Below are 22,847 nucleotides of genomic sequence, written 5' to 3'. Positions count from 1 at the left end.
AATTTTTTCAGGAATGAGTTCTGAAAAAAGTAATCCCATACCATTAAATCCTCCGGTAAAATCTTTGTTTTACAGACTTTCGCAGTTTGTGGGATTTTTATTGGGAGCGCGTTTTTTTGTCGCCATTCTGCTCACTTTTGCACTTTACGTTTCTACATTTTTCCTTTTTAATCAGGACGAAAATTTCAGCAGTTTTGTATTCGATTTTAAAGTTCACGGGATTATTTTCTGTACCGTTCTCACTATTTTGGCTGGTGGAATCATCAATCAGTTTTACGATGTTGAAAAAGACCATGTCGTAAAGCCTTTCAGAAGCAGGATTCAGAGCTTTTTGAAGCAAAAATATTTCCTTTATATTTATCTTTTTCTTTCTATTATTTCCTTAGGAATCGCAGCTTTTATCTCTTACAGAGTTCTGCTCTTCTTCATATTTTATCAGTTTGTCATGTGGTATTACAGCCATAAAATGAGCAGGATCTTGGTTGTTAACAATCTTGCTTTTGTAGCATTGACGCTCTATCCTTTCTTCGGAATGATGGTTTATTACCAGACATTTTCGAAAAAAGTTTTACTGATGGCCGTTTTCCTGTTTTTAATTTTACTCATTATTGATATTGTAAAAGATACACTGACGAGGAAAGTGGATGAAGTTTTCGGTTACATCACAATTCCGAACTTCTTTTCAAAAAAAATAACGTCTGCAATTATTATTTCACTTATCATTATAACAATGCTCGTTTCGGCGAAAATCGTTGATAAAAGTGGACTAACAGGCTTTATGGCTTATTATTTTGCTGTGGGTCTGTTTGTTTTTATTACCTGTATCTTTTTACTCATCAATTCTACAAGAAGAAACAAATTCATTACTCTGAATATTCTTAGGTTTTGGGTGTTTATCGGCATTATTTCAATGTTGCTGAATGGAATTTATGGTAAAATCTAAAATATAGTTTTACCAGCATTAATGATTTGTTTACATTTGCAAAAATCTAATCTAACTTAAATAATGTCCATTTTTAACGACACTAAAGTTGCATTTGCCGATAAAAGCGATGCGCAGTTAAGAAAAGCGTACTGGATGTTCAAAATGATTGAGCAGCCTGCCCTTACAAGCCTTGGAACTTCCGTTCTGAATTTCACTGTTCACAATAATTTTCCTTTCGTAAAAAGTGTTGTTAAAAGAACACTTTTCGAGCAGTTTTGCGGTGGCGAAACGCGTGAAGAAAGCATGAAAGCGGTAAAGCAGCTTTTTAAAAGAGGCGTTGGGAGTATTTTCGATTATTCTATTGAAGGCAAGGAAGATGAAGCAACTTTCGATGCTGTATGTCAGGAGATTAAAGATATTATTAAATTTTCTGTAGGAAATCCAGCCATTCCTTTTATCGTTTTTAAACCAACTGCATTTGGAAGAATTGATCTGTATGAAGCTATCGGAAACGGTTCTGAACTGACTTCAAGCCAGAAAGAAGAATGGGCGAGAGTAGTAAAAAGATTTGATGAAGTGTGCAAACTTTGCCATGAACACAGCAAAAAAGTAATGGTAGATGCCGAAGAAACGTGGATGCAGGATGCGGCAGATCAGCTTTGCGAAGAGATGATGGAGAAATACAATCAGGAAAAACCAATTGTCTGGAACACCATCCAAATGTACAGAACTGGTCGTCTTGAATATATGGAAGAGAATCTTCAGCGTGCAAAAGAGCGTAATTATTTCATTGGTTACAAGATTGTTCGTGGAGCTTACATGGAGAAAGAGAGAGCAAGAGCAGCCGAAAAAGGATATCCGGATCCGATTCAGCCAACGAAAGATGCATCAGATAAAAATTACAATGCAGGGATTGATTTTGTAATGCAGAATTTAGATAAAGTTGCAGCATTTTTCGGAACTCATAATGAAGTTTCTTCCGAGTTGGTGATGGATAAAATGAAGGCGAAAGGAATTGAAAATAACCATCCAAACGTGTATTTTGGGCAACTTTACGGAATGAGCGATAACATTAGTTTTTTCCTGTCTGATAAGGGTTATAATGTTGCTAAATATTTGCCTTACGGACCTGTAAAAGATGTTGTTCCGTATCTTACGAGAAGGGCCAGAGAAAACACTTCAGTTGCCGGACAAACCGGAAGGGAACTGGGATTAATTAAAAAGGAACTCGATAGAAGAAATAAATAATTTTTTCAAAAAAATATCAAAAGCTCGGTCGTAAAGACTGAGCTTTTTTCGTTTCTAAAAATTTTGAGCAAATTTTATTTTAAGGCTCAAAACTTTCAAATTTTCCGTTTTCGTAAAACAAAACAATGCGTTTTATCTTATTTGTTTGATTTTCAATAACTTGATTTACAATTTGCTCATTTGATCTTTCTAATCGCTGAGAATCGAATATTTCGCTATTGGCTTTACTCTCGTAAGTTTTAAAAGATTCTGACGGAGCTTCTGCTACGACAGATTTTTCTGGTTTTGGATCCTCTTCAATTATTTCTTCTTCCTCATTTATAAGAGTGAAAAGATCGGGGAGAGAAGTTGGCTTTGATTTCTCTTCTACAATTTCTTCTTCAGCCGGAAGTTCAGATTTCAGCATTTCGCCATCACCGTTAACTAACCAATCCCATAAAATCTCCGGAAAACGGGATTTTATTTTAATGATAAATTCCAGAGACGGTTTATTTCTTCCTGAAGTCACGTGAGAAATTGATGAGCGCTGCACGTCAACTTCATCAGCAAATTCTGAAGGTGTAAAACCGGAATACTCTATAACCTGCGAAATTCTTTCGTTTAAACTCATACAAAAAGTATAAAATTACTGATTACAAATGTAAATAATTAGTTTACAACATGCAAACACAAATGTAAACGGTTTAAAGTCTAAATCAAATACAAATGTAAACTTGTTAATACGCTACAAATCAATAAATTATAATTATCAAAATAATTTACCTTGATAAATTCCAGTTTTATTCCACAGAAATTCACGGTTAAATTTTGGTTAAAGTAATGCGTGAGATAACTATTTCTATATAAAATTCAAACTCATTTCAAATCGCAAGTATGGCGATGAAATTCCTGTAAATGGCTTCTGTCATTGATTTTTTGGCAGATCTATATCTTGTAGAGTAGGAGACGGGATAAAACCGCTTTTAAAACTGATTATAAAGTATAAATGGAACGATTAAGACAATTTATACTCTGTAAACAGGCTTTGATAAGTAGTTTTAACTTTTTATTAAGTTTAAGAGATGTTATGGATCAGTAAAATTTCATCTGCGCATTTACAGGTATTAATTAAAGCTTTTTCCGCACACAAAATTTCAAACTTATAAACAAATATTCACTAATTTACTTTTGTAACAACGTGATGTTAAACGATCTAATCCACATTCAGCACGTTTAGCTTTTTTACGCTCAAATCATCAATTTACCCTCTTTATTCACTTAAAGTAAAACTATATTAAAGCTTTAAATAAATATCTTAAATATTTGATAATAAGTATTATATATAATTTTATTTAAATTATTATTAATTAACATTTTTATCCACAGACAAACTGTCAATTTACATCGTTTAACCAAGTTACAAATGTTAATTTTTTATTTTTCTGAAATTGTAGTATTTTTGACCAATGTAAATTATTTCACAATGAATTTTGAAGAGTTTTACAAACCTAATCCTGACTTTCCAAACCGCTATATTGCTCCTGAAAAATTATTTTTTCACCTACAGAACAACTACAGCGATTTAATTACTGAGATCGGCAGATCATATCTTGACCAACCTATTTACTGCCTGAGTATAGGAAATGGTTCTGTGAATATTATTGCATGGTCGCAGATGCACGGAAACGAGTCGAATGCGACGCATGCGATGTTGGATTTGCTTTTTAGTCTGGAAAATAAAAGTGAAATAAAGAATACGCTGTTGAGTCAGATAAAACTCGATTTTATTTTCATGCTTAATCCGGACGGATCGCAGAGATGGACACGGTTAAACGCTCAGGAATTGGATCTGAACAGAGATTTCCATGCGAATCAGAGTTTTGAACTGAAGTATCTGAAAAAAGTTATTGCTGAAAGAAGCTATGATTATGCGCTTAATCTTCATGAGCAGCGGACAATTTTTACAACAGATGCCATCCACCCCGCAACGCTTTCGTTTCTGGCGCCATCCGAAGACGCAGAAAGGAAGATAACTGAAAACAGAAAGAAATGTATGGCGGTCATCTCGGAAGTCAACGATGCGTTGCAACAGCTTATTCCGAATCATGTCGGGCGGTATTCTGATGAGTTTTATCCCACTTCAACCGGAGATAATTTTATTAAAACAGGCTTGCCCACAATACTTTTCGAAGGCGGACATTTTCAGGATGATTATCTGAGGAAGGAAACAAGAAAATACTATACAGTAGCTCTGTATTATGCCTTAAATTCGATCGCAAAGTTAAAAGGAGAGACGTTAGGCTGGGAAAAGTATTTTAATATTCCTGAGAACATAGAATCGCATTACGATCTTATTTACAGAAACGTAAAGCTGAATACAGACCACGAATGTATTTTGGATATCGCCGTTCAGTATAAGGAAATGTATGAGGAAGGAACTGATGAAATCACTTTTGTTCCGTATGTCGCAGCAGTTGGCGATGTGAAAAAGAGAAAAGGTTGGAAAGAGTTCGACTGTACAGGAAAGAAATTTATTTCAGAAACCAAATATCCAAAATTAGACGAAGTCGTAAGCTTCAAAATTGAATAAAAAAAATAAGGCGAAACCAAAAGTTCCGCCTTAATTTATTGTCTTTTTTTAATATTAGTTCACTACTTTAATTCCTGTAGCGACAAATCTGATTTCTTCTTTCGGCTTTGTAATCGCGTCGATTTCAGACTGAGATTTTTTAGCGTCCGTAGCATAGTGTTTCTGCTCGTCTACTGAGATTGTTTTTACCTCTGCAGTTCCGTCCATCACTACGTTTTTACCTTTCAAAGCGGTTGGAACGAAGAATGCGTAATCTTTCATTTTAACAAAAAATTCAGAATTGTCTTCAGTTTTAATTGTTAACCAACATCCTTTTTTTTGGCAAACATCAGTTACAGTTCCTTTTACAGCAACTTTTTCAATTTTCTTTTCTTTTTTAAGCTTTTTTCCAAGCTTGTCAACGTTTATTGCTTTAGATTCAGATTGTGCTGCAACAGTTGATCCGTAAGTATCTCCCACAATTGCGTTTCCTGCTGGTGGACCAGCTTTCGGAGATTCCTGTGCAAAGGCAAAAGTAGATGCGCTTACCGCCAGAAATAATATTAATGATTTAATTTTCATAAAAATAATTTTTACAAAAATACTAATATTTATGAATACAATTAAAAAAGAGATTAAAATCATACATTTTATTAATAATTTTTCATCCGGAGGATCATAATTATAATTTAAGACATGCTCATTTAATGGTTTTTATTAAATTCGTCAAAAATAAAAAGATGGATGCCAACGAAGTTTTAGAATATTGTTTAGCCAAAAAGGGAGTAAGTGAAAGCTTTCCTTTTGATAATGAAACTTTGGTTTTAAAGGTAGGAGGTAAAATGTTTCTGCTGATGTCTCTTGCAAAACAGCCACTTCAGATCTCAGTAAAAACCGATCCCGAGTGGAGTGAGGAACTTCGCGAACAACATCCGCAAATCACAGGAGCCTATCATATGAATAAAACCCATTGGAATTCTGTATCAATTGATGGTTTAAACAGAGAATTGCTTTTAAAATTGATTGATCACTCGTATGATTTGGTGTTTCAGACTTTAACCAGTAAAATTCGAAATACTATTATTAATGCCTAAAAAAAATGTAAAATATGAGAAAAATATTTATTTCTGCAGTTTTCTTCTTGTCTGCAAACGCACTTGCGCAAACAAAGGAGCAGACTAAAACATGGGAGCTGATTCTTGAGAATAAAAGACTGGATGCCAGAAATTTTTACGACAAAAATCTAAAAAAAGATCAGTTGAAAGATTTTGAAAATCTATTTCTTGATGCATTAATTGATGAAGAAATGGGAGAGATTGTTTTTGATGATTCATTTGTCAGAAAATTAATTTCTATGAATACAGATCAGGAATATTTTTACCCTATTACACACCGCAAATTTGTTTTTGGTGAAAGTGACGGCTCATTTGATGATTACTCCTATTCCCGTATCGATCTTCTTGCAGACGCTCCTGTGTATAGAGATATGACACCCGTTCTTGAGGTAAAATCCACGTTAGACAGAATCAGAAAAAAATCTCAGGAAGCTGATCACTCTATAAAAAGAATGGGTCGCATAGACAAATGGCAGTTTGCAGGAGTTTTTGAAAACCTGAATGGCAGCGGACTTTATAATGAATATGAACCTGAGCAATATGCTAAAAATGACAAGCTTTTTAATGCAGACAGCTTCGGAAATGTGGGATGGTACAACAGAAGATTTCCTTCCAATGATGGCTTTGAATTTTTTATGAATGAAATGGAATATGGAAGAGGAATTGTCTATTCACAATCATTTATTGAAAATCCTGCTGAGAGAAGAATGTTTTTGGAGGTAGACACCAATACAGAATTCAGAATGTTTCTTAATGACACAGAAATTTTATCGAGCACAAGTGATGGCTATACAAATTTGGGATCACACATCGTAGAGGTAAATATGCCAAAAGGTATGAACAGATTGCTGCTGAAATTTGATGCAAAGGATACAAAAAATGCTTTCATGGTAGTTCCAATGGATAGTCAGTATCAGAAAATTTCAGATCTGAAGTACTTTGATGTTTATCAGGCTTATCAGAAGTCAACTCTCATCCAATTACAGCCTAAAGAATTACCGTTGCGTTTTGAATCTTTTTTAAAAGATAAAATTAAAGAGAACCCAAAAAGTTTTTTTTATAAATATTTGCTTGCCTCAGGATATCTGAACAATTTTCAGAACGAACAGGCAAAAGAGTTGATTGAAGTTTTTGCGAAATCATATCCAAAGTCTTCACTTGTGCAAGGTTTGATGTCTAAGTATTATGATAATATCAACGATGCTGAAAAAGTTTCAGAAATATTCAAAAATATTGAACTTGATGATTCAGAGTATTTTCTGATTCCTTTTCTTAAAATGATGGATCGGGATATTTATGAAAGTACACCGATTGAAGATATTAAGAAATATAAAGGAATTCTTGCCAAAACGAAAGCAAAAAACATGGCGGAGTTTTTTGATGTGCTTATCGCGATGAGAAACAGAGATATGGCAACCGCACAGATTCATATCGCAAACCTTAAAAAGAGTTTTGCCAATAACGAAAAACTTTTTACAGTTTTTACGGCACTTGAAGATTCGGAGAAAAAAGATCAGAGCCCGACTATAAAAAAGTTTGAGGATGCTCTTGCAATTAAAAACAGTCCGGAGATCATGAACACGCTGTATTCGTATTACGAGAAAGCCAATAGAGTTGAAGATCAGAAGAAAATTATCAAAAAATATATTGAGCTTTACCCTTCACTTAATTCAATAAGACGTCAGTACATCAGTCTCATAGATGAAGATGCACAGAATCCTGAACTGATGAAGGAGATTGATAATGCTTTAGGGAATTTCCCTCATTCCTATTCCCTGCTTGCTGCAAAGGCAGAAATTCTTGCCAAGCAAAATAATAAAGCTGAAGCAGTGAAATTTGCAAAACTTTCCCTTTCCCATAACACACAAAATGACCAGATGCATCAGTTGATACGCGATCTGGATAATACTCCGGATGCAATGGATCAGGTGGCAATTAAGGATCTGTATAAATTGGTTGCTGAGCGCAGAAATAAGGGCAAAAAAGGTAAGAAAGGTGTGACAACTCTGCTCGATGAGTATATCGTATATGTATATCCTGAAGGCGGAATTAAAAAAAGAAGCACTTATGCTTACGAGATTACTTCAGAGAAAGGTATTGAAGAAATTAAAGAATACTACATCGATTATTATGACAAACTGCTCAAGTCTGAAATCGTAAAATCAAACGGAAGCATCATTCCGGCGGAAAAGTCGGGAGATCAGATTGTTTTTACCGGTCTTGCAGTAGGCGACGTTGTTCTGATTCAGAAAGAAAATATTGAAAGGAATAATGGCAGATTTAATAAAGATTTTAATGTAAGCTCTTATTTCAACTCAGAATATCCGGTTACAGAATCAATTTTTACTGTAATTACTCCCGAGAACATGAATTATCAGTTTAAAAGCATGAATCGTGAGATACCATCCACTAAGAAGAAGATTGGCAATAAAGCATTTCAGACCTGGAAGCTGAACGATCTTGCTGAAGTTGATTTGGATGAGTATTTCAGCCCTGGGTTTTATGATGTAACCATTTCAGTCACGGCAAATTCGATTAAAACATGGCAGGAAATCTCGAATTGGTATGCGGATGTTGCCAAAAAAAGCCTAGTTTCTGATAAAATTGTTGATAGAGCTTTTAACGAAATCTTCCCAAACGGAATTTCGAAAATGAATGAAACTGAAAAAGCTGAGAAAATTTATAATTATATAGAGAAAAATGTAACATACAGTTCAGTAGATTTCCGTCAAAGTGGCCAGATTCCACAGAAGCCATCAAAAACTTTGGTGACTAAATTGGGTGACTGCAAAGATTTGTCTACACTATTTGTAATACTGGGAAATAAGGCTGGTTTAAAATCAAATCTGGTGCTCGTGCAGACCAACAATTATTCTCCACAGAGATTACTTTTGCCTAACCTGAGTTTCAATCACTGCATTGTGAAAGTTAAGCTGGATGATAAGGATACATATCTGGAGATGACCGATAAATATTTACCGTTTAATGCGGCGGTTCTGTCAAACTACAAAGCGAAGGCTCTTCTTGTTGATATTGAAAAATCAGGCGCTCAAAATAAAGATTTAATTGAAATTTCTATGGAAAACAATACTAAAAATCTTTTCAGAATAATGAGCGAAGTAAACGTAAACGGCGATGAACAGAACTTTTTGACGAAGCAATATGTAATGGGTGAGACTAAAAGTTTTTACAATAATTTTTTCCAGGATGAGCAGACAGACGACTACAGAAAGAAAAATGTAGAAGAGGATCTCGGTTCAGTCTTGGACAAAATGATCAGTGTAAAATCAGTGAAATTAATTGACGGAAAAGATCTTTCTGCGAAGCCGCTTGCTTACGAGGTACAGTTTAGTATCAATGACAAACCACAATCTGTAGGAAGTTTAAAAATTATGAAAATACCTTTTGTATCAAAACCTTTCACCAAAGATATTGTAGCTACCGAAAACAGAAACACAGATATTCTATACACAAAATATGAGAAGCAACACGAGTACAATGAAGAAATATATGTGAATATTCCCGAAAACATGAAGTTCATTGAAATTCCTGAAAATAAATCTTTAGCTTATCAAAACTTCAGATATGCTATCAATTATGAGTTGCAGAAAAACAATAAGTTAAAGATTTCCAGAACCGCAACTACACCTTGGGACAATATTAAAAAAGAACAGTATCCTGAATTTAAAAAGTTTGTAGAAGATGCAATTAATGCAGAAAATCAAATATTAGGATATAAATAAGACAAATGAAAAATGCTTACAGAGATGTAGGCATTTTTTTTAAAACACAAAATCCTCCGTCAGCCTCTTATCCTCATCCAACCTCTCAACCAACTTTTCAATCCCTTCAAATTTGATTTCCTCATGAAGAAAATCCCTGAATTTCACAGTGATTTTTTCTTCATAAATATCCCCTTCAAAATCAAGAATATACACTTCCACAGTTAATTTTTCTCCATTAACGGTAGGGTTGGTACCTACGCTGAGCATTCCTTTGTACTGTTGACCCTTCACCAAAACTTCGACGATGTAAGCTCCTTTCTTAGGTAAAAGTTTCAGAGTTTCTGTTTCAATATTGGCAGTTGGATAACCGATTGTTCTTCCCAGTTTTTTCCCGTGAACCACAGTTCCGGAAACAGAGTAGGAATAACCGAGCATTTCATTGGCATCTTTTATACTACCATTAAGCAAAGCATTCCGAATTTTTGTAGAGCTGATGTTATTTTCATGAATGTTAATCGCTTCCATTTGTTCGACCTCAAAACCTAATTCTTTTGAAAGTTTCTGCAACAATTCAAAGTTTCCGCTTTTGTTTTTTCCGAATACATGATCATAGCCAACAATTAAATATTTTACATTTAATTTTTCAACTAAAATCTGTCTTACAAATTCTTCTCCGGTAAGATTTCGGAATTCTTCATCAAATTCTTTTAGAAAAAGATTGTTTACACCGTATTTTTCCATCAGAATCTGTTTCTCCTCAAGTGTGTTGAGAAGTTTAAGATCTTCATTTGGATTGAAAACAAACCTCGGATGAGGCCAGAACGTGAGAATTGCTGTATCAAGATTTTTTTCAGAACCTGTTTTGGTGAGCTCGTCAATAATGCTTTTATGCCCCAAATGTACCCCGTCAAACATTCCCAAAGACAACGCCAACGGCTTCTGAGACTGATAATCGCTAAAATTTTTGAAAACTTTCAATCTGAAAAAAATTTGACTGCAAATATAAAGATAATGTAACAATGTACCAATGTAATAATGTACCAATGTTTTTGGTTTCTAAATGATTGGTAAATTGCCCGACAGGTATATTGGAAAATTAGTAAAAAAGTATGATAAAAATCTTTTTTTTAGCAATTGCGTGTTTATGAAGAATCATTATATTTGCACCAAGAAAAAATTTAGCAATGGCAAACCAAATAAAAGGTAAAATTTCTCAAATTATTGGTCCGGTAATCGACGTTGTGTTTTCAAACGTAGAAGCAGTACCAAGCATTTATGATGCACTGGAAATTACAAAACAAAACGGTGAAAAAGTAGTATTAGAAGTTGAGCAGCACATTGGCGAAGATACGGTAAGATGTATCGCTATGGATGCTACAGACGGTCTTCAGAGAGGTCAGGAAGTAATCGGATACGGTAATCCTATTACAATGCCGATCGGTGATGCTGTGAACGGAAGACTTTTCAACGTTGTGGGTGATGCTATCGACGGACTTCAGAATATTTCTAAGGAAGGTGGTCTTCCTATTCACAGACCAGCTCCGAAATTTGATCAACTTTCAACTTCTGCAGAAGTTTTATTCACAGGTATTAAAGTAATCGACTTGGTTGAGCCTTACGCAAAGGGAGGTAAAATCGGATTGTTCGGTGGTGCAGGTGTAGGTAAAACGGTATTGATTCAGGAGTTGATTAACAATATTGCAAAAGGACACGGTGGTCTTTCTGTTTTTGCCGGTGTAGGTGAAAGAACGAGAGAAGGAAATGACCTTTTGAGAGAGATGCTTGAATCTGGTATTATTAAATACGGTGACGATTTCATGCATTCTATGGAAAACGGTGGATGGGATCTTTCTAAAGTAGATCTGGAAGCTATGAAAGAATCTAAAGCTGCATTCGTTTTCGGACAGATGAACGAGCCGCCAGGAGCAAGAGCGAGAGTAGCACTTTCCGGTCTTACTTTAGCTGAATATTACAGAGACGGTGGTGAAACAGGACAGGGTAGAGACGTACTTTTCTTCGTTGACAACATCTTCCGTTTTACACAGGCTGGTTCTGAGGTATCTGCACTTTTGGGTCGTATGCCTTCTGCGGTAGGTTACCAACCAACTTTGGCATCTGAAATGGGTGCGATGCAGGAAAGAATTACTTCAACTAAAAACGGTTCAATTACTTCAGTACAGGCGGTTTACGTACCTGCGGATGACTTAACTGACCCTGCTCCTGCTACAACATTTGCTCACCTGGATGCAACAACTGTATTGGATAGAAAAATTGCTTCATTGGGTATTTACCCTGCGGTAGATCCATTGGCTTCTACTTCAAGAATCCTGGCTCCGGAAATCATTGGTGCAGAACATTATGACTGTGCTCAGCGAGTAAAAGAAATTCTTCAGAGATACAAAGCGCTTCAGGATATTATCGCAATTCTTGGTATGGAAGAACTTTCTGAAGAAGATAAATCTGTAGTTTACCGTGCAAGAAAAGTTCAGAGATTCCTTTCTCAGCCTTTCCACGTTGCAGAACAGTTTACAGGTATCCCAGGATCTTTGGTAGACATCAAAGATACCATCAAAGGATTCAACATGATTATGGATGGTGAATTAGATCACTTACCGGAAGCTGCTTTCAACCTGAAAGGAACTATCGAGGAGGCAATCGAAGCCGGAGAAAAAATGTTGGCAGACAACGCTTAAAATAATAACAATTTGAGATTTGAAATTTGAGATTCGATGAGCAATTTCAAATTTCAAACATCAAATTTCAAATTTGTTTAGATGAATATAAAAATTTTAACACCGGAACACGTAGTTTTTGAAGGAGAGGTAAATTCAGTTTTGCTTCCAGGGAAAAATGGTGAATTTCATATTATGAAAAATCACGCAGGAATCGTTTCTTCACTCGTTGGTGGTAAAGTGAAACTTTTTACACAGTCTGTGGACGAAGCTTTTGCAAAAAACCTTACCAAGGAAAATGATAAAGATTCTATTTTTTCTTTCCCGATCAAAAGCGGTGTTGTAGAGTTTAATCATAACAAAGGAATCATCCTTTGCGAATAATTAAATTGAAAAGCTAAATATATTTTCAAGGAAAGTGTAACTTTGTTACACTTTTTTTTATTCAACCAAATCATAATCTGTGCTCATGAGAATATTTTTCGCAATTTTATTTTCGGTCTGCAGCGCTGTTTTTAATGCTCAGGTAATTAAAACTAAAAGAGGAATTGTAACGATAGACGGCGTGCACGTTGCCAAAGTGAATTACAAAAGTGGAATCTACACTTTTATGGATCTCAAGGAGACGCCTATGTACACCATAGAATTTGTCGACAAAAGTGTAACCGATTCTGTGCGCGACAGTTACATCAAACTCAACCGGATTTACAATCAGGATAAAACACTGGAGATGGATTATATTTCGCCTTCTGCATTTTCAGGTGAAGAAAAATCAGCGGTTTTTACCTGCATTAAAGAATTAAAAGTAATTGACAACAGAGGCATCAACATTAAAAATCTGGACGCTATTTTTACAAATTCCCCCAAGCGTAAATTTGATAACCGTACGAAAGATGCATACAGCATCAAGTCTAAAGTTGACAGATTAAATATTACAGTCAATAATGTTGGAGAAATATTAAGTAACGGAAAACCAGTAGGTTACTTTACCAATCTGCCCGTGAGTTTTGGTTCTGAAGAGACCATTTCAGATAAAACATTTGTAGATATCGAAATTTACGATGCCAAAAGCAAGTACATCGGAAGGTACATCACGACGACAAAACAACTCAAAAGTGCCGGCGGAAAAACATTCACTTTATACAGGGAAATGTCGGGTCGGGCATCAATTTTGAAATTTCCAACTTACAAAGCCATCGCCGAGAGAATGGCAATCATGGATCCCAATTTTATAAAACCGCAGGAAAAAATTATTGTTGGTGAAGTAACAAAAGATGGAATTGAAAAAGAGAAAAAATAAATTATTCTTTATTTGAAACTGAATAAATGTAGATTTTACTCCTTTCGATTATAAAAAAAATATTAAGCTTCATCAAAATAAAAAATTCTGAGAAAATTCCTCAGAATTTTTTTCTGTTATTCAGCAGGAATCTTAAAAATATTTTTAATCCAATTATAAAAATTAGAAATGAAAATACGTTAATTATTTTAAACCTTAAACCTTATACCTTAAATCTTGAATTTTAAATCTTAGCTTACAAACTCAAGATCACACCATTCTCTTTCAGCTGCTGAATCGGTTTTGAAAACCAAAATAATTCAAAGTCTTCAAAATTTTCTTCAAACTGATTTTTAAGTTGCTGAAGTGAAATCTTTTGCGACTGATCCACATAATTTTCCTGCATCATTTTCATCAGCCATTCTGCGTGATCAGGCTCCAGATCGATGCTCACAACATTTGTTTTTAGATGGACTGTAATTTTTGTGTACGGATATTCAGTTTGTTTTTTCTTTTTTAAACGATTCTCAGCGATTACATTTTTCGCCAAAAATAATATTTTTGAATTGCCTTTAAATTTAAAATCCTCTTCCTCCAGCAAACAATCATGAATATAATCGGGATGAACCGTTGTTCCTGGAATTTTAAAATCAAACCAATCCTGCAGAGGAATTTCAAAATTAATTCCGTGCATGTAATTGAAAAGAGATTTTTTTAGTCCAAAACTGAATTTGCCATGATCGATTCCGGTTTTGTCTGTGAAATCGATATCGTTGTTGGCAAATAAAATTTCCTGTTTTATTGGTGTCACTCCAAATTCTTCGGGATTGAGTCCAACCGGCGAATGCGCTGTCATCGCAAACTGATGCCAAAAAGCACTTTGCAGAATACCCATCTCAAAAAGCTGACGAACCATTTCCAAAGAATCCACCGTTTCCTGAACCGTCTGAGTCGGGTAGCCATACATCAGATAAGCATGAATCATAACTCCGGCTTCTGTGAAATTTCTTGTTACTTTGGCAACCTGTTCTACAGAAATTCCTTTGTCGATCAATTTTAAAAGTCTGTCACTTGCGACTTCAAGGCCACCTGAAACAGCAACACAACCTGAAAGTTTTAATAAAAAACATAAATCGCGGGTAAAACTTTTTTCAAAACGAATATTGGTCCACCAAGTTACGACAAGGTTTCTTCTTAAAATTTCCAAAGCAACTTCACGCATTAAAGCTGGTGGAGCGGCTTCATCTACAAAATGAAATCCCGTTTCTCCGGTTTGGGCAACAAGTTCATCCATTCTGTCAACCAGAATTTTGGCAGAAATGGGTTCGTAAATTTTGATATAATCCAAAGAAATATCGCAAAAAGTACATTTTCCCCAATAACAGCCATGAGCCATCGTGAGCTTATTCCATCTTCCGTCGCTCCACAAACTGTGCATTGGATTGGCAATTTCAATCACAGAAATGTATTGATCTAACTGTAAATCAGTGTAATCGGGAGTTCCGATGTCTGCCTGTTTGTAATCGTGACGTTTGGAATTGTTTTTATAGATAACTTCCTCATTTTCAATCAGGAAAGTTCGTTTGAATTCTAAATTTTCTGTTTTATTTAAATTTTCGCAGAGCAATTCCAAAGGAACTTCACCATCATCTAAAGTGATGAAATCGAAAAATTCAAAAACTCTTTTGTCTTTTATTTCCCTCAGTTCCGTATTCGGAAAACCACCGCCCATCGCAGTTTTGATGTGAGGATATTTTTCTTTAATTAATTTTGCACACCGAAAAGCAGAGTATAAATTTCCAGGAAAGGGAATGGAAAAACAGACTAATTTTGGTTCAACTAATTTCAGTTTTTCATCTAAAATTCCTAAAGTAATTTCGTCGATAAAAGTTTTTTCTCCTGAAATTTTAGCATACAATTCATCAAAAGAATTGGCAGATTTACCCAATCTTTCAGCGTATCTACTGAAACCAAAATCAGAATCGACGGCTTCAACTATATAATCAGATAAATCTTCTAAATATAATGTTGACAGATGTTTAGCCTTGTCTTGAAGTCCCATATTTCCAAAGGCAAATTCCATATCATCCAGTTGATTGAATCTTGAAGCTTCCGGTAAAAAATTCATTGAACAGATCTGTCTTGCCAAGGTCGGAGTTTTTCCCTGAAGAAAAGAAATAACCTGATCGATGGTTTTGATATATTCATCTTTTAAACTGAAAATCCGCTGTGAATTTTCTGAAAAAGACTGAATTAAAATTTCCTCACTGAATATTTTTGTCAGACCATTTTTCGAAAATAATTCCAGAATTACCTCAATACCCAAATCTGTTTGATAGCTCGAAATGTTTTTCGTATTTAAAAAACCTTTAATATAAGCTGTGGCAGGATAGGGAGTATTGAGTTGCGTAAAAGGCGGAGTTATGAGAAGCAGATCTTTCAACAAAAATTTTTTGCAAATTTACGTTTTAAAATCAAACTTACATATTCCTTTCAGATAGAATAAATTTCAGTAAAAAATTTCTAAATTCACAGTATGAAATTTTCCCATACGATTTTATTATTTGCTTTTTTGACATTTTCACTCAATGCACATGCACAAAATATTGAAAATGAAGCGGTTTTAAAACCTTTCTTTGAAAATTTAAGTAAAAATCAGGTGACTCAGATTCTTTTTATCGGAGATTCACACATTCAGGCAGATCATTTGACAGGCTATCTACGGAAGAAATTTCAGGATCAGTACGGAAATGCGGGTCGCGGTTTGGTTTTTCCGTATCAGGTTGCCAATACCAATGGTGCTGAAGATTTTTCGTCGGTGAGTAATCAGCCTTGGGAAACCTTCCGTTTGGTTCATGAACAAAAGGTTTTTCCACAAATCGGAGCTGCCGGATTTGTGATTGGAAATAAAGAAGATTCCTTTCTTGAAATCACTTTTAAAAATCCTGAGGACAGTTTTGATAAGGTGGTAATTTACAATGATGCTAAAATGAAAGGCGGAAGCTTTTCTTTGTTTAATGAAAATCAGTCACTAAAAGATTTTGTTCAGAAGAAATCTGAAAGAATAAATCATACAGCTTCAGAAAATCAAACTTTTCATGAAATTGTGTCTCAATACAATACGACTACTACAAAATTGCGTGCCCTGAACGGCGACAAAATTTTAAATCCGAAAGCAGGCTCAGTTTATAAAGTTGAAAGAAATTTTCTAAATTATAATCCTGATTTTGAACAAATTACAGAAAAGATAGGCGATTATAAATTTACAGATTCAAAAACTGAAATTGATTTTAAAAGTCCTCAGAATGTATTTTTACTAAAAACAAATAATCCTCAGGGCAACACATTTTATGGTTTTCAGTTCCTGAAAAATGTGAAAAAAGGAATTGTTTTCAATACGGTCGGCGTGAACGGAGCCACTTATTCTGACTTTTTAAAATTCCCGCTTCAACTTGAACAGCTTTCAAAAATGAAGTCTGATGTTCTCATCATCGCTTTGGGGACGAACGAAGCTTTCGGAAAATTTGAAAAGGAAGAATTTCAAAAAAATGTAACTGATGTGATTTCCAAATTCAGAAATGAAAATCCAGATTTGCCAATTTTACTGATTGGTCCGCCGGATAATTCGCCAAAAGAAAACCGAACGATTGAAGTGATAAGCTGGATTGAAGAAAGTGCGCGTCAAAACAACACTGCTTTTTTTAATCTCTTTGAAGCAACAGGTGGAAAAGGTTCATTCAAAAAGGCTCAGGCAAGAAAAGAGGCGAGTGGCGATGGAGTTCATTATCTGAAGCCCGGATATGAAAAGCAAGCGGAAGCCATTTGGAAAGCGATAAAAAAACCTGCAGAGAATTGATTCTGCAGGTTTTTATGTTTTTAGTATTTGTAAAAATTAAATCATTTATTTTTTAACTTTTAAATTACTGGATTCAAAGCCATTCGTCAAGAGCCAATTGCTATAAGCTACTTAAAATTGAAGGTAAATTGGTAAAACCTGTTCGACAGATTTAAAGTATCCATAGAGAATTAAAAATCCAAAAAATACTAAAATATATGCTGCCAGAGGAATTGTTTTTAATTTTAAAACTCCTTTTTCGGCCCAGTCATCAGGAATCAGATGAATGATCATCGCAAAAACAATCATCCAGATTACTTTTTTGTAATTATCATAGAAAGGCAAAAATACTTCCGCATCAAAATTATATACGATCTGATTGATCATTGTAATGGCCGCATCATAATTTTCTGCCCTGAAAAATATCCACCCAAAACATACAAAATGGAATGTAAAAACTCCCATCACAATTCTGTAAATCAAAGAATTATTGATTCCGGAGAGCGCTTTTCCGGTCAGAAGCATCCATATTTTATGCAAACCAAGTCCGATACCGTGAATAGCTCCCCAGATAATGAAATTCCAGCTTGCTCCGTGCCAGAATCCGCCTAAAAGCATCGTTGTCAGAAGGTTGAAATTAGCAGCAATACCTTTTGAGTTTTTTGTAATAATCGCAGGAAGCAGAAAAATCAGAAGCAGAACTACCGAGACTAAAGATGCGTATATGTAATTTAATTTGAACAAATTGACCGACATCAGGAATGCTCCAACCAAAAATAAGGTCACAAAAATAATCGAAGCAACAGAAAATTTCCTGTTTCCACCTAAAGGAATATAAAGGTAATCTTTGAGCCATGAAGACAGCGAAATGTGCCATCTCCTCCAGAATTCCGTTATATTTTTACTCTGGTAAGGCGAGAAAAAGTTGGCAGGAATTTTAAATCCTAACCAAAGTGCAATCCCAATTGCAATATCGCTGTAACCGCTGAAATCACAATAAATTACCATCGCATAACCATAAACTGCAAACAGATTTTCAAGTCCGGCGTGAAGTGAAGGTGTATCAAAAATATAATTAACTAAATTGAGTGTGATATAGTCTGAAATCACCAGTTTTTTAACCAATCCTGATACAATGAGATAAAATCCCATCGCAAAATCCCGTTCAGATATGATGTAGGGTTTATTAATCTGCGGAACAAAGTCGTGCGCTCTCACAATAGGTCCCATCATCAGTTTCGGGAAAAATGAGAGGAAAAGTAAATAATCTGTAAACTTTTTTGCAGGTTCAAAATCGCCACGGTAAACGTCGATGGTGTAGCTTAAATTTTCAAACGTGAAAAACGATATCCCGATTGGTAATATAATATGCAAAGGATGAAGTTCTGTAGTAAAAATTTCATTGGAAACTGTAATGAAAAAATTGGTGTATTTGTAATAAAACAAAATCGCAAGGTTGATCACAATACTTAAAATCAGAAGCGAGGTCTTTCCGGATTTGACTTTTAACCTGTAAATAAGATTGGATAATGCAAAATTAATGAGCGCTGAAACTACCACCAATCCTACAAACCATCCGCTCGCCTTATAAAAAAAATAGAGCGAAAAAAAAGTGAAAACATACCTTCTCGCGGTATGATGATTTTTCAAGAGAAAAAAAAGCAAAATAAAGAGCGTGAAAAAATACACAAAAAAACCATTATTAAAAAGCAAAGGATTTTTCGGATCGTAGAGAAACTGGTTTAGAAAAGCATTCCAGTCAAATGAAGAAAAAAAGTTTTCTAACTGTTTCATTTTGTGTCGGGAGTCGTTGGTTTGTATTTTTTGTAATCTTTCATGAGTGCCTGATAAATCTTCTGAGCCAAAACATCGGTGCCTTTCCCGTTCGGATGGATGTAGTCTTTATTCGCCAAAGGTGGATTCTGCGATGCCCAACCGACAATCGAGTTTTTTCCACCCATCGTTTCAAAAAGATTGAAAAAGGCTAAATTATGATCGAAAGCAAGTTTCGCCTGAGTTTCAAGAACATTGGGCAATCCGGTGGCTGTTTCATAAGTTCCGTTGTACATAAAGGCTCTGTCGGCGCTGCTTACGAGTAAAATATCAGTTTCAGGAAAAGCTTTGTTGAATTTTTCCAAAACAGGTTTCATATTTTTGGTATAGAAAGAAAAATCTTTTGTATCGGGCTTCCAGAGAAGGTTTACACCATATTGCATGACAATTAAGTCATAATGGTTGGTATTCTGAACGGCTTTAAGAAAATTTTCATCAATCTTTTTAAATTCAATCCCCGTAATTCCTCTGAAAGAAAAGTTGTCGAGGATAATACCGTTTTCAGATTCAAAACTCATCCCATACACCTGCAGCCCCGAAGAATTGCTTCTTAGACTGACCGTTTTTAAAGTATCTGAAGAAAGCATCTGAGAATTTACCATTGAATTTCCCTGAAGAGATATATTGGAACCGTTAAAATTAACGTTGGCACCCGAAGCGTTTCCGAAAATCAGATATTTTTGCAGTGAGGGAACCGAGCCAACAGATTTGTCGGTTAAAGTAGAATTTCCGCCGCCGCTGAAGCTGAAACCGGAAATATACATATTCGAAGCACCCTTATCCATAAAATTGACTGTTTTCCAGCCGTTTCCTTTCACAGAAGCGGTCTTTCTGAAACTTCCCACATTGGTCTGCACCGGAAGAAAACCAACGCCGTAACCGCCAAATTCTTTCTGAAGAAGCTGACGAAGCGTCTGTGTAAGCAGGTCACCCTCGATCATGCTGTCGCCAAAATAGGCAATTCTCAGTTTTCCTTTTCCCGTTGATTTTATCTGATGAAGTTTTTCCGAAAAATAGGGAAGTACATTCACATTTTGATCCTTGTAAAAACGGGTAACCAAATCAGGTTTTTTATAAAGTTCGAAATCGGTTGCTAAGTTTGGATTCTTGGGATCTACTTTGGCAATTTTTTCGGCATCTGCATTTTCTTTTTCATCAAACTTAAAAACATCAGTAATCAGATTTACTTTTTCGAAAGGTTCCCACCGAAAACCAAAAGCAAAACTAAGTACAGAGAAAATGAAGTATAGACAGAAGCAAATGGTAATCAGTGATACCACCCGCCAATTCTTATTTTCAAACATAAAATTTTAGGGAAATTTAGAATGCTAATTTAATCAGTTTCAGTATTCCTTACAAGATGAAATAAAAAAAAGCTTCAAATATTTTTTTGAAGCTTTTTATCCGTTTCCTGCGTGGGAATTTAGTCTTTAAGTTGGTACTTGTGAATGATGGAATTAATTCTTCTCATCCATTCTCCGGGCTGTGTAGAGTAGCCTGCGTTGGCAATTGCTTTCACCCATTTTCCGAAATCCTCAGTGCCTTTCAGGGCGGTGTAGTATTTCTTTTTTACGATCAGTTTGCAAAATGCCTCGTAACTTTCTTCTTTAGATTCAAACTGTTTGTATTTTGAACCGATACTGTTTTTGCCTACAATCCCGAAATGATTGTTTAATGCTTTGGAATTTCTGCTTGTGCCGCCCCCTGTTTCTACGAATGCTATTGCAAGTATTACAGAGCTTGGTATACCGTACTTGGATGATAATTTTTCTGCGAGAGTTTTGTTTTTCTGTATATAGCTTTGTGTCTGTGCATTTACCTGTAAAGAAACGAAGCTGAATACCAAACTCAAAATTACAATTCTTAAGTACGTAAAACTGTGTTTCATAATTGTATGTTTTGAAATCATGGTTGCAAATTTACCCCTACACGATCTAACAGCCTAATTTTTAACAGAATATAACGCCCAATCGGCGTCCTGTGAAGATAATTAGTTAAAAAATGTTAAAAATTAGGATTTATTAAATGTTTAAATTTAAATGCTATTAAAGTTTTATTTCTCTGAATATTATTCGAATAATGTTTAAATTTTATCAAATAAATAATTTACGTAACGAATTTAACTGTTTTTGTGATATTTCAACTTTTTCAAAAATAATAGAAGTTTAATCTTAATTTTTGTCAGAATTATAACCTTTTTGTTCAAAATTTACTGTCAATAATTCTCTAAAACCACTTGATATTTAAGAAATTAGGTTTTGTTATCCTGAATTTAATTTACATCAAAAAACCACCGGAAACTCCGATGGTCAGTTATATTGATGAAAAATCAAGTTTAGTTTTGCTTGTACTCGATGTTCATTTCTTTTTCCATTTCTGCGTAAACACCAGTTTCCAGTTTTTCTTTGATGCCTTCAAAAGCTGCCAAAGTTTCATTGATTTCTGAGTCTGTGTGCGATGCTGTAGGAATTAATCTTAATAAAATCATCCCCTTTGGAATTACCGGATATACCACCACAGAAGTGAATACACCGTAGTTTTCTCTTAAATCTTTTGCTAAAAGTGTTGCTTCAATTGTAGTTCCTTTAATAAAGACCGGCGTTACACAGGTATCCGTATTTCCAAGGTTGAAACCTCTTTCTTTTAATCCGTTCTGAAGTTTAGTTACGTTTTCCCATAACTTGTCTTTAATTTCCGGACGGGTTCTTAATAATTCCAATCTCTTCAAACCTCCGATTACCATTGGCATTGTTAAAGATTTAGCAAAAATCTGAGAACGAAGATTATACTTCAGAAACTGTATAATTTTCTGATCTCCTGATAAAAACGCGCCAAAACCAGCCATTGATTTAGCGAAAGTCGAGAAGTACACATCAATCTGATCCTGACATCCCTGCTCCTCACCAGCTCCCGCTCCGGTTTTACCCAAAGTTCCGAAACCGTGTGCATCATCAACCAAAAGTCTGAAATTGAATTTAGATTTTAAATCACAGATTTCTTTAAGTTTACCCTGCATTCCTCTCATTCCGAAAACACCTTCGGTGATTACTAAAATTCCGCCACCGTTTTCTTCAGCTACTTTTGTTGCTCTTGCAAGGTTTTTTTCCAAACTTTCAATATCATTGTGTTTGAAAGTAAAACTTTTTCCCATGTGAAGACGAACGCCGTCAACAATACATGCGTGAGAATCTGCGTCATAAACGATCACGTCGTGTCTTGTAACCAACGCATCTATACATGAAACCATTCCCTGATAGCCAAAATTCAAAAGATAGGAAGCTTCTTTCTGTGTAAACTCTGCCAGCTCTTTCTCCAACTGCTGGTGCTGCTGGGTTTCACCTGACATTGCTCTTGCTCCCATCGGATAAAACATTCCGAATTCTGCCGCTGCTTTTGCATCAGCTTCCAAAACTTCAGGATGGTTGCACAATCCCAAATAATCGTTGGCACTCCAGAAAATTACTTCTTTACCCTGGAATTTCATTCTTGGGCCAATAGGTCCTTCCAGTTTCGGAAAAACAAAATATCCTTCTGCATAATCTGCAAACTGACCCAATGGTCCCGGATTTTGTTTTATTCTTTCAAATATATCTACCATTTTTTTGTAAAGGGTTTAATTGTAAATTTTAACGAACAAATTTAGTTAAATTATATAGAATGAAAAAAG

General features: G+C 35.1%; 17 protein-coding genes. 9 read left to right on the top strand and 8 right to left on the bottom strand.

The window, feature by feature from the left end:
* Positions 1 to 13 precede the first annotated feature (13 nt).
* Positions 14 to 943 carry a UbiA family prenyltransferase gene (locus NG809_RS02670; protein ID WP_262147838.1) on the top strand — a complete coding sequence of 310 codons (930 nt, stop codon included), beginning with the start codon at positions 14 to 16 and terminating at the stop codon, positions 941 to 943.
* A gap of 63 nt (positions 944 to 1,006) precedes the next feature.
* A complete protein-coding gene (locus NG809_RS02665; protein ID WP_262147837.1) occupies positions 1,007 to 2,173 on the top strand; it encodes a proline dehydrogenase family protein in 1,167 nt (388 codons plus the stop codon).
* Between the two features lie 79 nt (positions 2,174 to 2,252).
* Here NG809_RS02665 and NG809_RS02660 read toward each other — a convergent pair whose 3' ends face one another.
* On the bottom strand, positions 2,253 to 2,783 hold the full coding sequence (locus NG809_RS02660; protein WP_262147835.1) for a helix-turn-helix domain-containing protein: 531 nt from the start codon (positions 2,781 to 2,783) through the stop codon (positions 2,253 to 2,255).
* Positions 2,784 to 3,635: 852 nt separating this feature from the next.
* Here NG809_RS02660 and NG809_RS02655 point away from each other — a divergent pair.
* On the top strand, positions 3,636 to 4,742 hold the full coding sequence (locus NG809_RS02655) for a M14 family zinc carboxypeptidase (RefSeq protein ID WP_262152548.1): 1,107 nt from the start codon (positions 3,636 to 3,638) through the stop codon (positions 4,740 to 4,742).
* Between the two features lie 54 nt (positions 4,743 to 4,796).
* On the opposite strand, the gene NG809_RS02650 is transcribed toward NG809_RS02655, so the two are convergent.
* The gene (locus tag NG809_RS02650; protein WP_262147833.1) at positions 4,797 to 5,303 is read right to left on the bottom strand and encodes a DUF4920 domain-containing protein; all 507 of its coding nucleotides are present in this window, start codon (positions 5,301 to 5,303) and stop codon (positions 4,797 to 4,799) included.
* A gap of 158 nt (positions 5,304 to 5,461) precedes the next feature.
* Between NG809_RS02650 and NG809_RS02645 the strand changes: the two genes are divergently transcribed.
* Both NG809_RS02645 and NG809_RS02640 read left to right on the top strand, forming a co-directional pair.
* Entirely contained in the window at positions 5,462 to 5,815 is a 354-nt protein-coding gene (locus NG809_RS02645; RefSeq protein WP_262152547.1) for an MmcQ/YjbR family DNA-binding protein, read from the top strand.
* A 14-nt stretch (positions 5,816 to 5,829) separates the two neighbouring features.
* The gene (locus NG809_RS02640; RefSeq protein WP_262147831.1) at positions 5,830 to 9,579 is read left to right on the top strand and encodes a transglutaminase domain-containing protein; all 3,750 of its coding nucleotides are present in this window, start codon (positions 5,830 to 5,832) and stop codon (positions 9,577 to 9,579) included.
* Between the two features lie 39 nt (positions 9,580 to 9,618).
* On the opposite strand, the gene NG809_RS02635 is transcribed toward NG809_RS02640, so the two are convergent.
* Complete coding sequence (locus tag NG809_RS02635) at positions 9,619 to 10,539, bottom strand: bifunctional riboflavin kinase/FAD synthetase (protein ID WP_262147829.1); 921 nt, start codon at positions 10,537 to 10,539, stop codon at positions 9,619 to 9,621.
* Between the two features lie 206 nt (positions 10,540 to 10,745).
* Here NG809_RS02635 and atpD point away from each other — a divergent pair, with 206 nt between their 5' ends.
* The 3 genes from atpD (at position 10,746) to NG809_RS02620 (ending at position 13,533) form a co-directional block, all read left to right on the top strand.
* Positions 10,746 to 12,254, top strand: a complete 1,509-nt coding sequence (gene atpD / locus NG809_RS02630) for a F0F1 ATP synthase subunit beta (RefSeq protein ID WP_262147827.1) — start codon at positions 10,746 to 10,748, stop codon at positions 12,252 to 12,254.
* 81 nt (positions 12,255 to 12,335) lie between these two features.
* The gene (locus tag NG809_RS02625) at positions 12,336 to 12,617 is read left to right on the top strand and encodes a FoF1 ATP synthase subunit delta/epsilon (RefSeq protein WP_076450868.1); all 282 of its coding nucleotides are present in this window, start codon (positions 12,336 to 12,338) and stop codon (positions 12,615 to 12,617) included.
* 85 nt (positions 12,618 to 12,702) lie between these two features.
* Complete coding sequence (locus NG809_RS02620) at positions 12,703 to 13,533, top strand: hypothetical protein (RefSeq protein WP_262147823.1); 831 nt, start codon at positions 12,703 to 12,705, stop codon at positions 13,531 to 13,533.
* A gap of 235 nt (positions 13,534 to 13,768) precedes the next feature.
* On the opposite strand, the gene NG809_RS02615 is transcribed toward NG809_RS02620, so the two are convergent.
* Positions 13,769 to 15,955, bottom strand: a complete 2,187-nt coding sequence (locus NG809_RS02615; RefSeq protein ID WP_262147821.1) for a B12-binding domain-containing radical SAM protein — start codon at positions 15,953 to 15,955, stop codon at positions 13,769 to 13,771.
* A gap of 93 nt (positions 15,956 to 16,048) precedes the next feature.
* Here NG809_RS02615 and NG809_RS02610 point away from each other — a divergent pair, with 93 nt between their 5' ends.
* Positions 16,049 to 17,368 carry a GDSL-type esterase/lipase family protein gene (locus NG809_RS02610; RefSeq protein ID WP_262147819.1) on the top strand — a complete coding sequence of 440 codons (1,320 nt, stop codon included), beginning with the start codon at positions 16,049 to 16,051 and terminating at the stop codon, positions 17,366 to 17,368.
* A gap of 111 nt (positions 17,369 to 17,479) precedes the next feature.
* Here the strand turns inward: NG809_RS02610 and NG809_RS02605 are convergent, their stop codons facing one another.
* The 4 genes from NG809_RS02605 to NG809_RS02590 all read right to left on the bottom strand — a co-directional run bounded on the left by NG809_RS02605 (position 17,480) and on the right by NG809_RS02590 (position 22,778).
* On the bottom strand, positions 17,480 to 19,141 hold the full coding sequence (locus tag NG809_RS02605; RefSeq protein ID WP_262147818.1) for an MBOAT family O-acyltransferase: 1,662 nt from the start codon (positions 19,139 to 19,141) through the stop codon (positions 17,480 to 17,482).
* Positions 19,138 to 20,484, bottom strand: a complete 1,347-nt coding sequence (locus NG809_RS02600) for an SGNH/GDSL hydrolase family protein (protein ID WP_262147816.1) — start codon at positions 20,482 to 20,484, stop codon at positions 19,138 to 19,140. Before NG809_RS02600 ends, NG809_RS02605 begins: the two co-directional genes overlap by 4 nt.
* A 119-nt stretch (positions 20,485 to 20,603) precedes the next feature.
* Complete coding sequence (locus NG809_RS02595) at positions 20,604 to 21,068, bottom strand: glucosaminidase domain-containing protein (protein WP_262147815.1); 465 nt, start codon at positions 21,066 to 21,068, stop codon at positions 20,604 to 20,606.
* Between the two features lie 447 nt (positions 21,069 to 21,515).
* The gene (locus tag NG809_RS02590) at positions 21,516 to 22,778 is read right to left on the bottom strand and encodes an aminotransferase class I/II-fold pyridoxal phosphate-dependent enzyme (protein ID WP_262147813.1); all 1,263 of its coding nucleotides are present in this window, start codon (positions 22,776 to 22,778) and stop codon (positions 21,516 to 21,518) included.
* Positions 22,779 to 22,847 lie beyond the last annotated feature (69 nt).

It is taken from the genome of Chryseobacterium foetidum (assembly GCF_025457425.1).
Lineage (GTDB): Bacteria > Bacteroidota > Bacteroidia > Flavobacteriales > Weeksellaceae > Chryseobacterium > Chryseobacterium foetidum.
Note: the sequence above shows the minus strand (reverse complement) of the source record. Positions and strands in the feature narration are given on the sequence as shown.

Coding starts and splice junctions, on each gene's coding strand:
- NG809_RS02655 (WP_262152548.1), top strand. CDS start 3,636: ATGAATTTTGAAGAGTTTTACAAACCTAATCCTGACTTTCCAAACCGC.
- NG809_RS02645 (WP_262152547.1), top strand. CDS start 5,462: ATGGATGCCAACGAAGTTTTAGAATATTGTTTAGCCAAAAAGGGAGTA.
- atpD (WP_262147827.1), top strand. CDS start 10,746: ATGGCAAACCAAATAAAAGGTAAAATTTCTCAAATTATTGGTCCGGTA.
- NG809_RS02605 (WP_262147818.1), bottom strand. CDS start 19,141: ATGAAACAGTTAGAAAACTTTTTTTCTTCATTTGACTGGAATGCTTTT.
- NG809_RS02670 (WP_262147838.1), top strand. CDS start 14: ATGAGTTCTGAAAAAAGTAATCCCATACCATTAAATCCTCCGGTAAAA.
- NG809_RS02650 (WP_262147833.1), bottom strand. CDS start 5,303: ATGAAAATTAAATCATTAATATTATTTCTGGCGGTAAGCGCATCTACT.
- NG809_RS02640 (WP_262147831.1), top strand. CDS start 5,830: ATGAGAAAAATATTTATTTCTGCAGTTTTCTTCTTGTCTGCAAACGCA.
- NG809_RS02665 (WP_262147837.1), top strand. CDS start 1,007: ATGTCCATTTTTAACGACACTAAAGTTGCATTTGCCGATAAAAGCGAT.
- NG809_RS02620 (WP_262147823.1), top strand. CDS start 12,703: ATGAGAATATTTTTCGCAATTTTATTTTCGGTCTGCAGCGCTGTTTTT.
- NG809_RS02595 (WP_262147815.1), bottom strand. CDS start 21,068: ATGAAACACAGTTTTACGTACTTAAGAATTGTAATTTTGAGTTTGGTA.
- NG809_RS02590 (WP_262147813.1), bottom strand. CDS start 22,778: ATGGTAGATATATTTGAAAGAATAAAACAAAATCCGGGACCATTGGGT.
- NG809_RS02610 (WP_262147819.1), top strand. CDS start 16,049: ATGAAATTTTCCCATACGATTTTATTATTTGCTTTTTTGACATTTTCA.
- NG809_RS02660 (WP_262147835.1), bottom strand. CDS start 2,783: ATGAGTTTAAACGAAAGAATTTCGCAGGTTATAGAGTATTCCGGTTTT.
- NG809_RS02600 (WP_262147816.1), bottom strand. CDS start 20,484: ATGTTTGAAAATAAGAATTGGCGGGTGGTATCACTGATTACCATTTGC.
- NG809_RS02625 (WP_076450868.1), top strand. CDS start 12,336: ATGAATATAAAAATTTTAACACCGGAACACGTAGTTTTTGAAGGAGAG.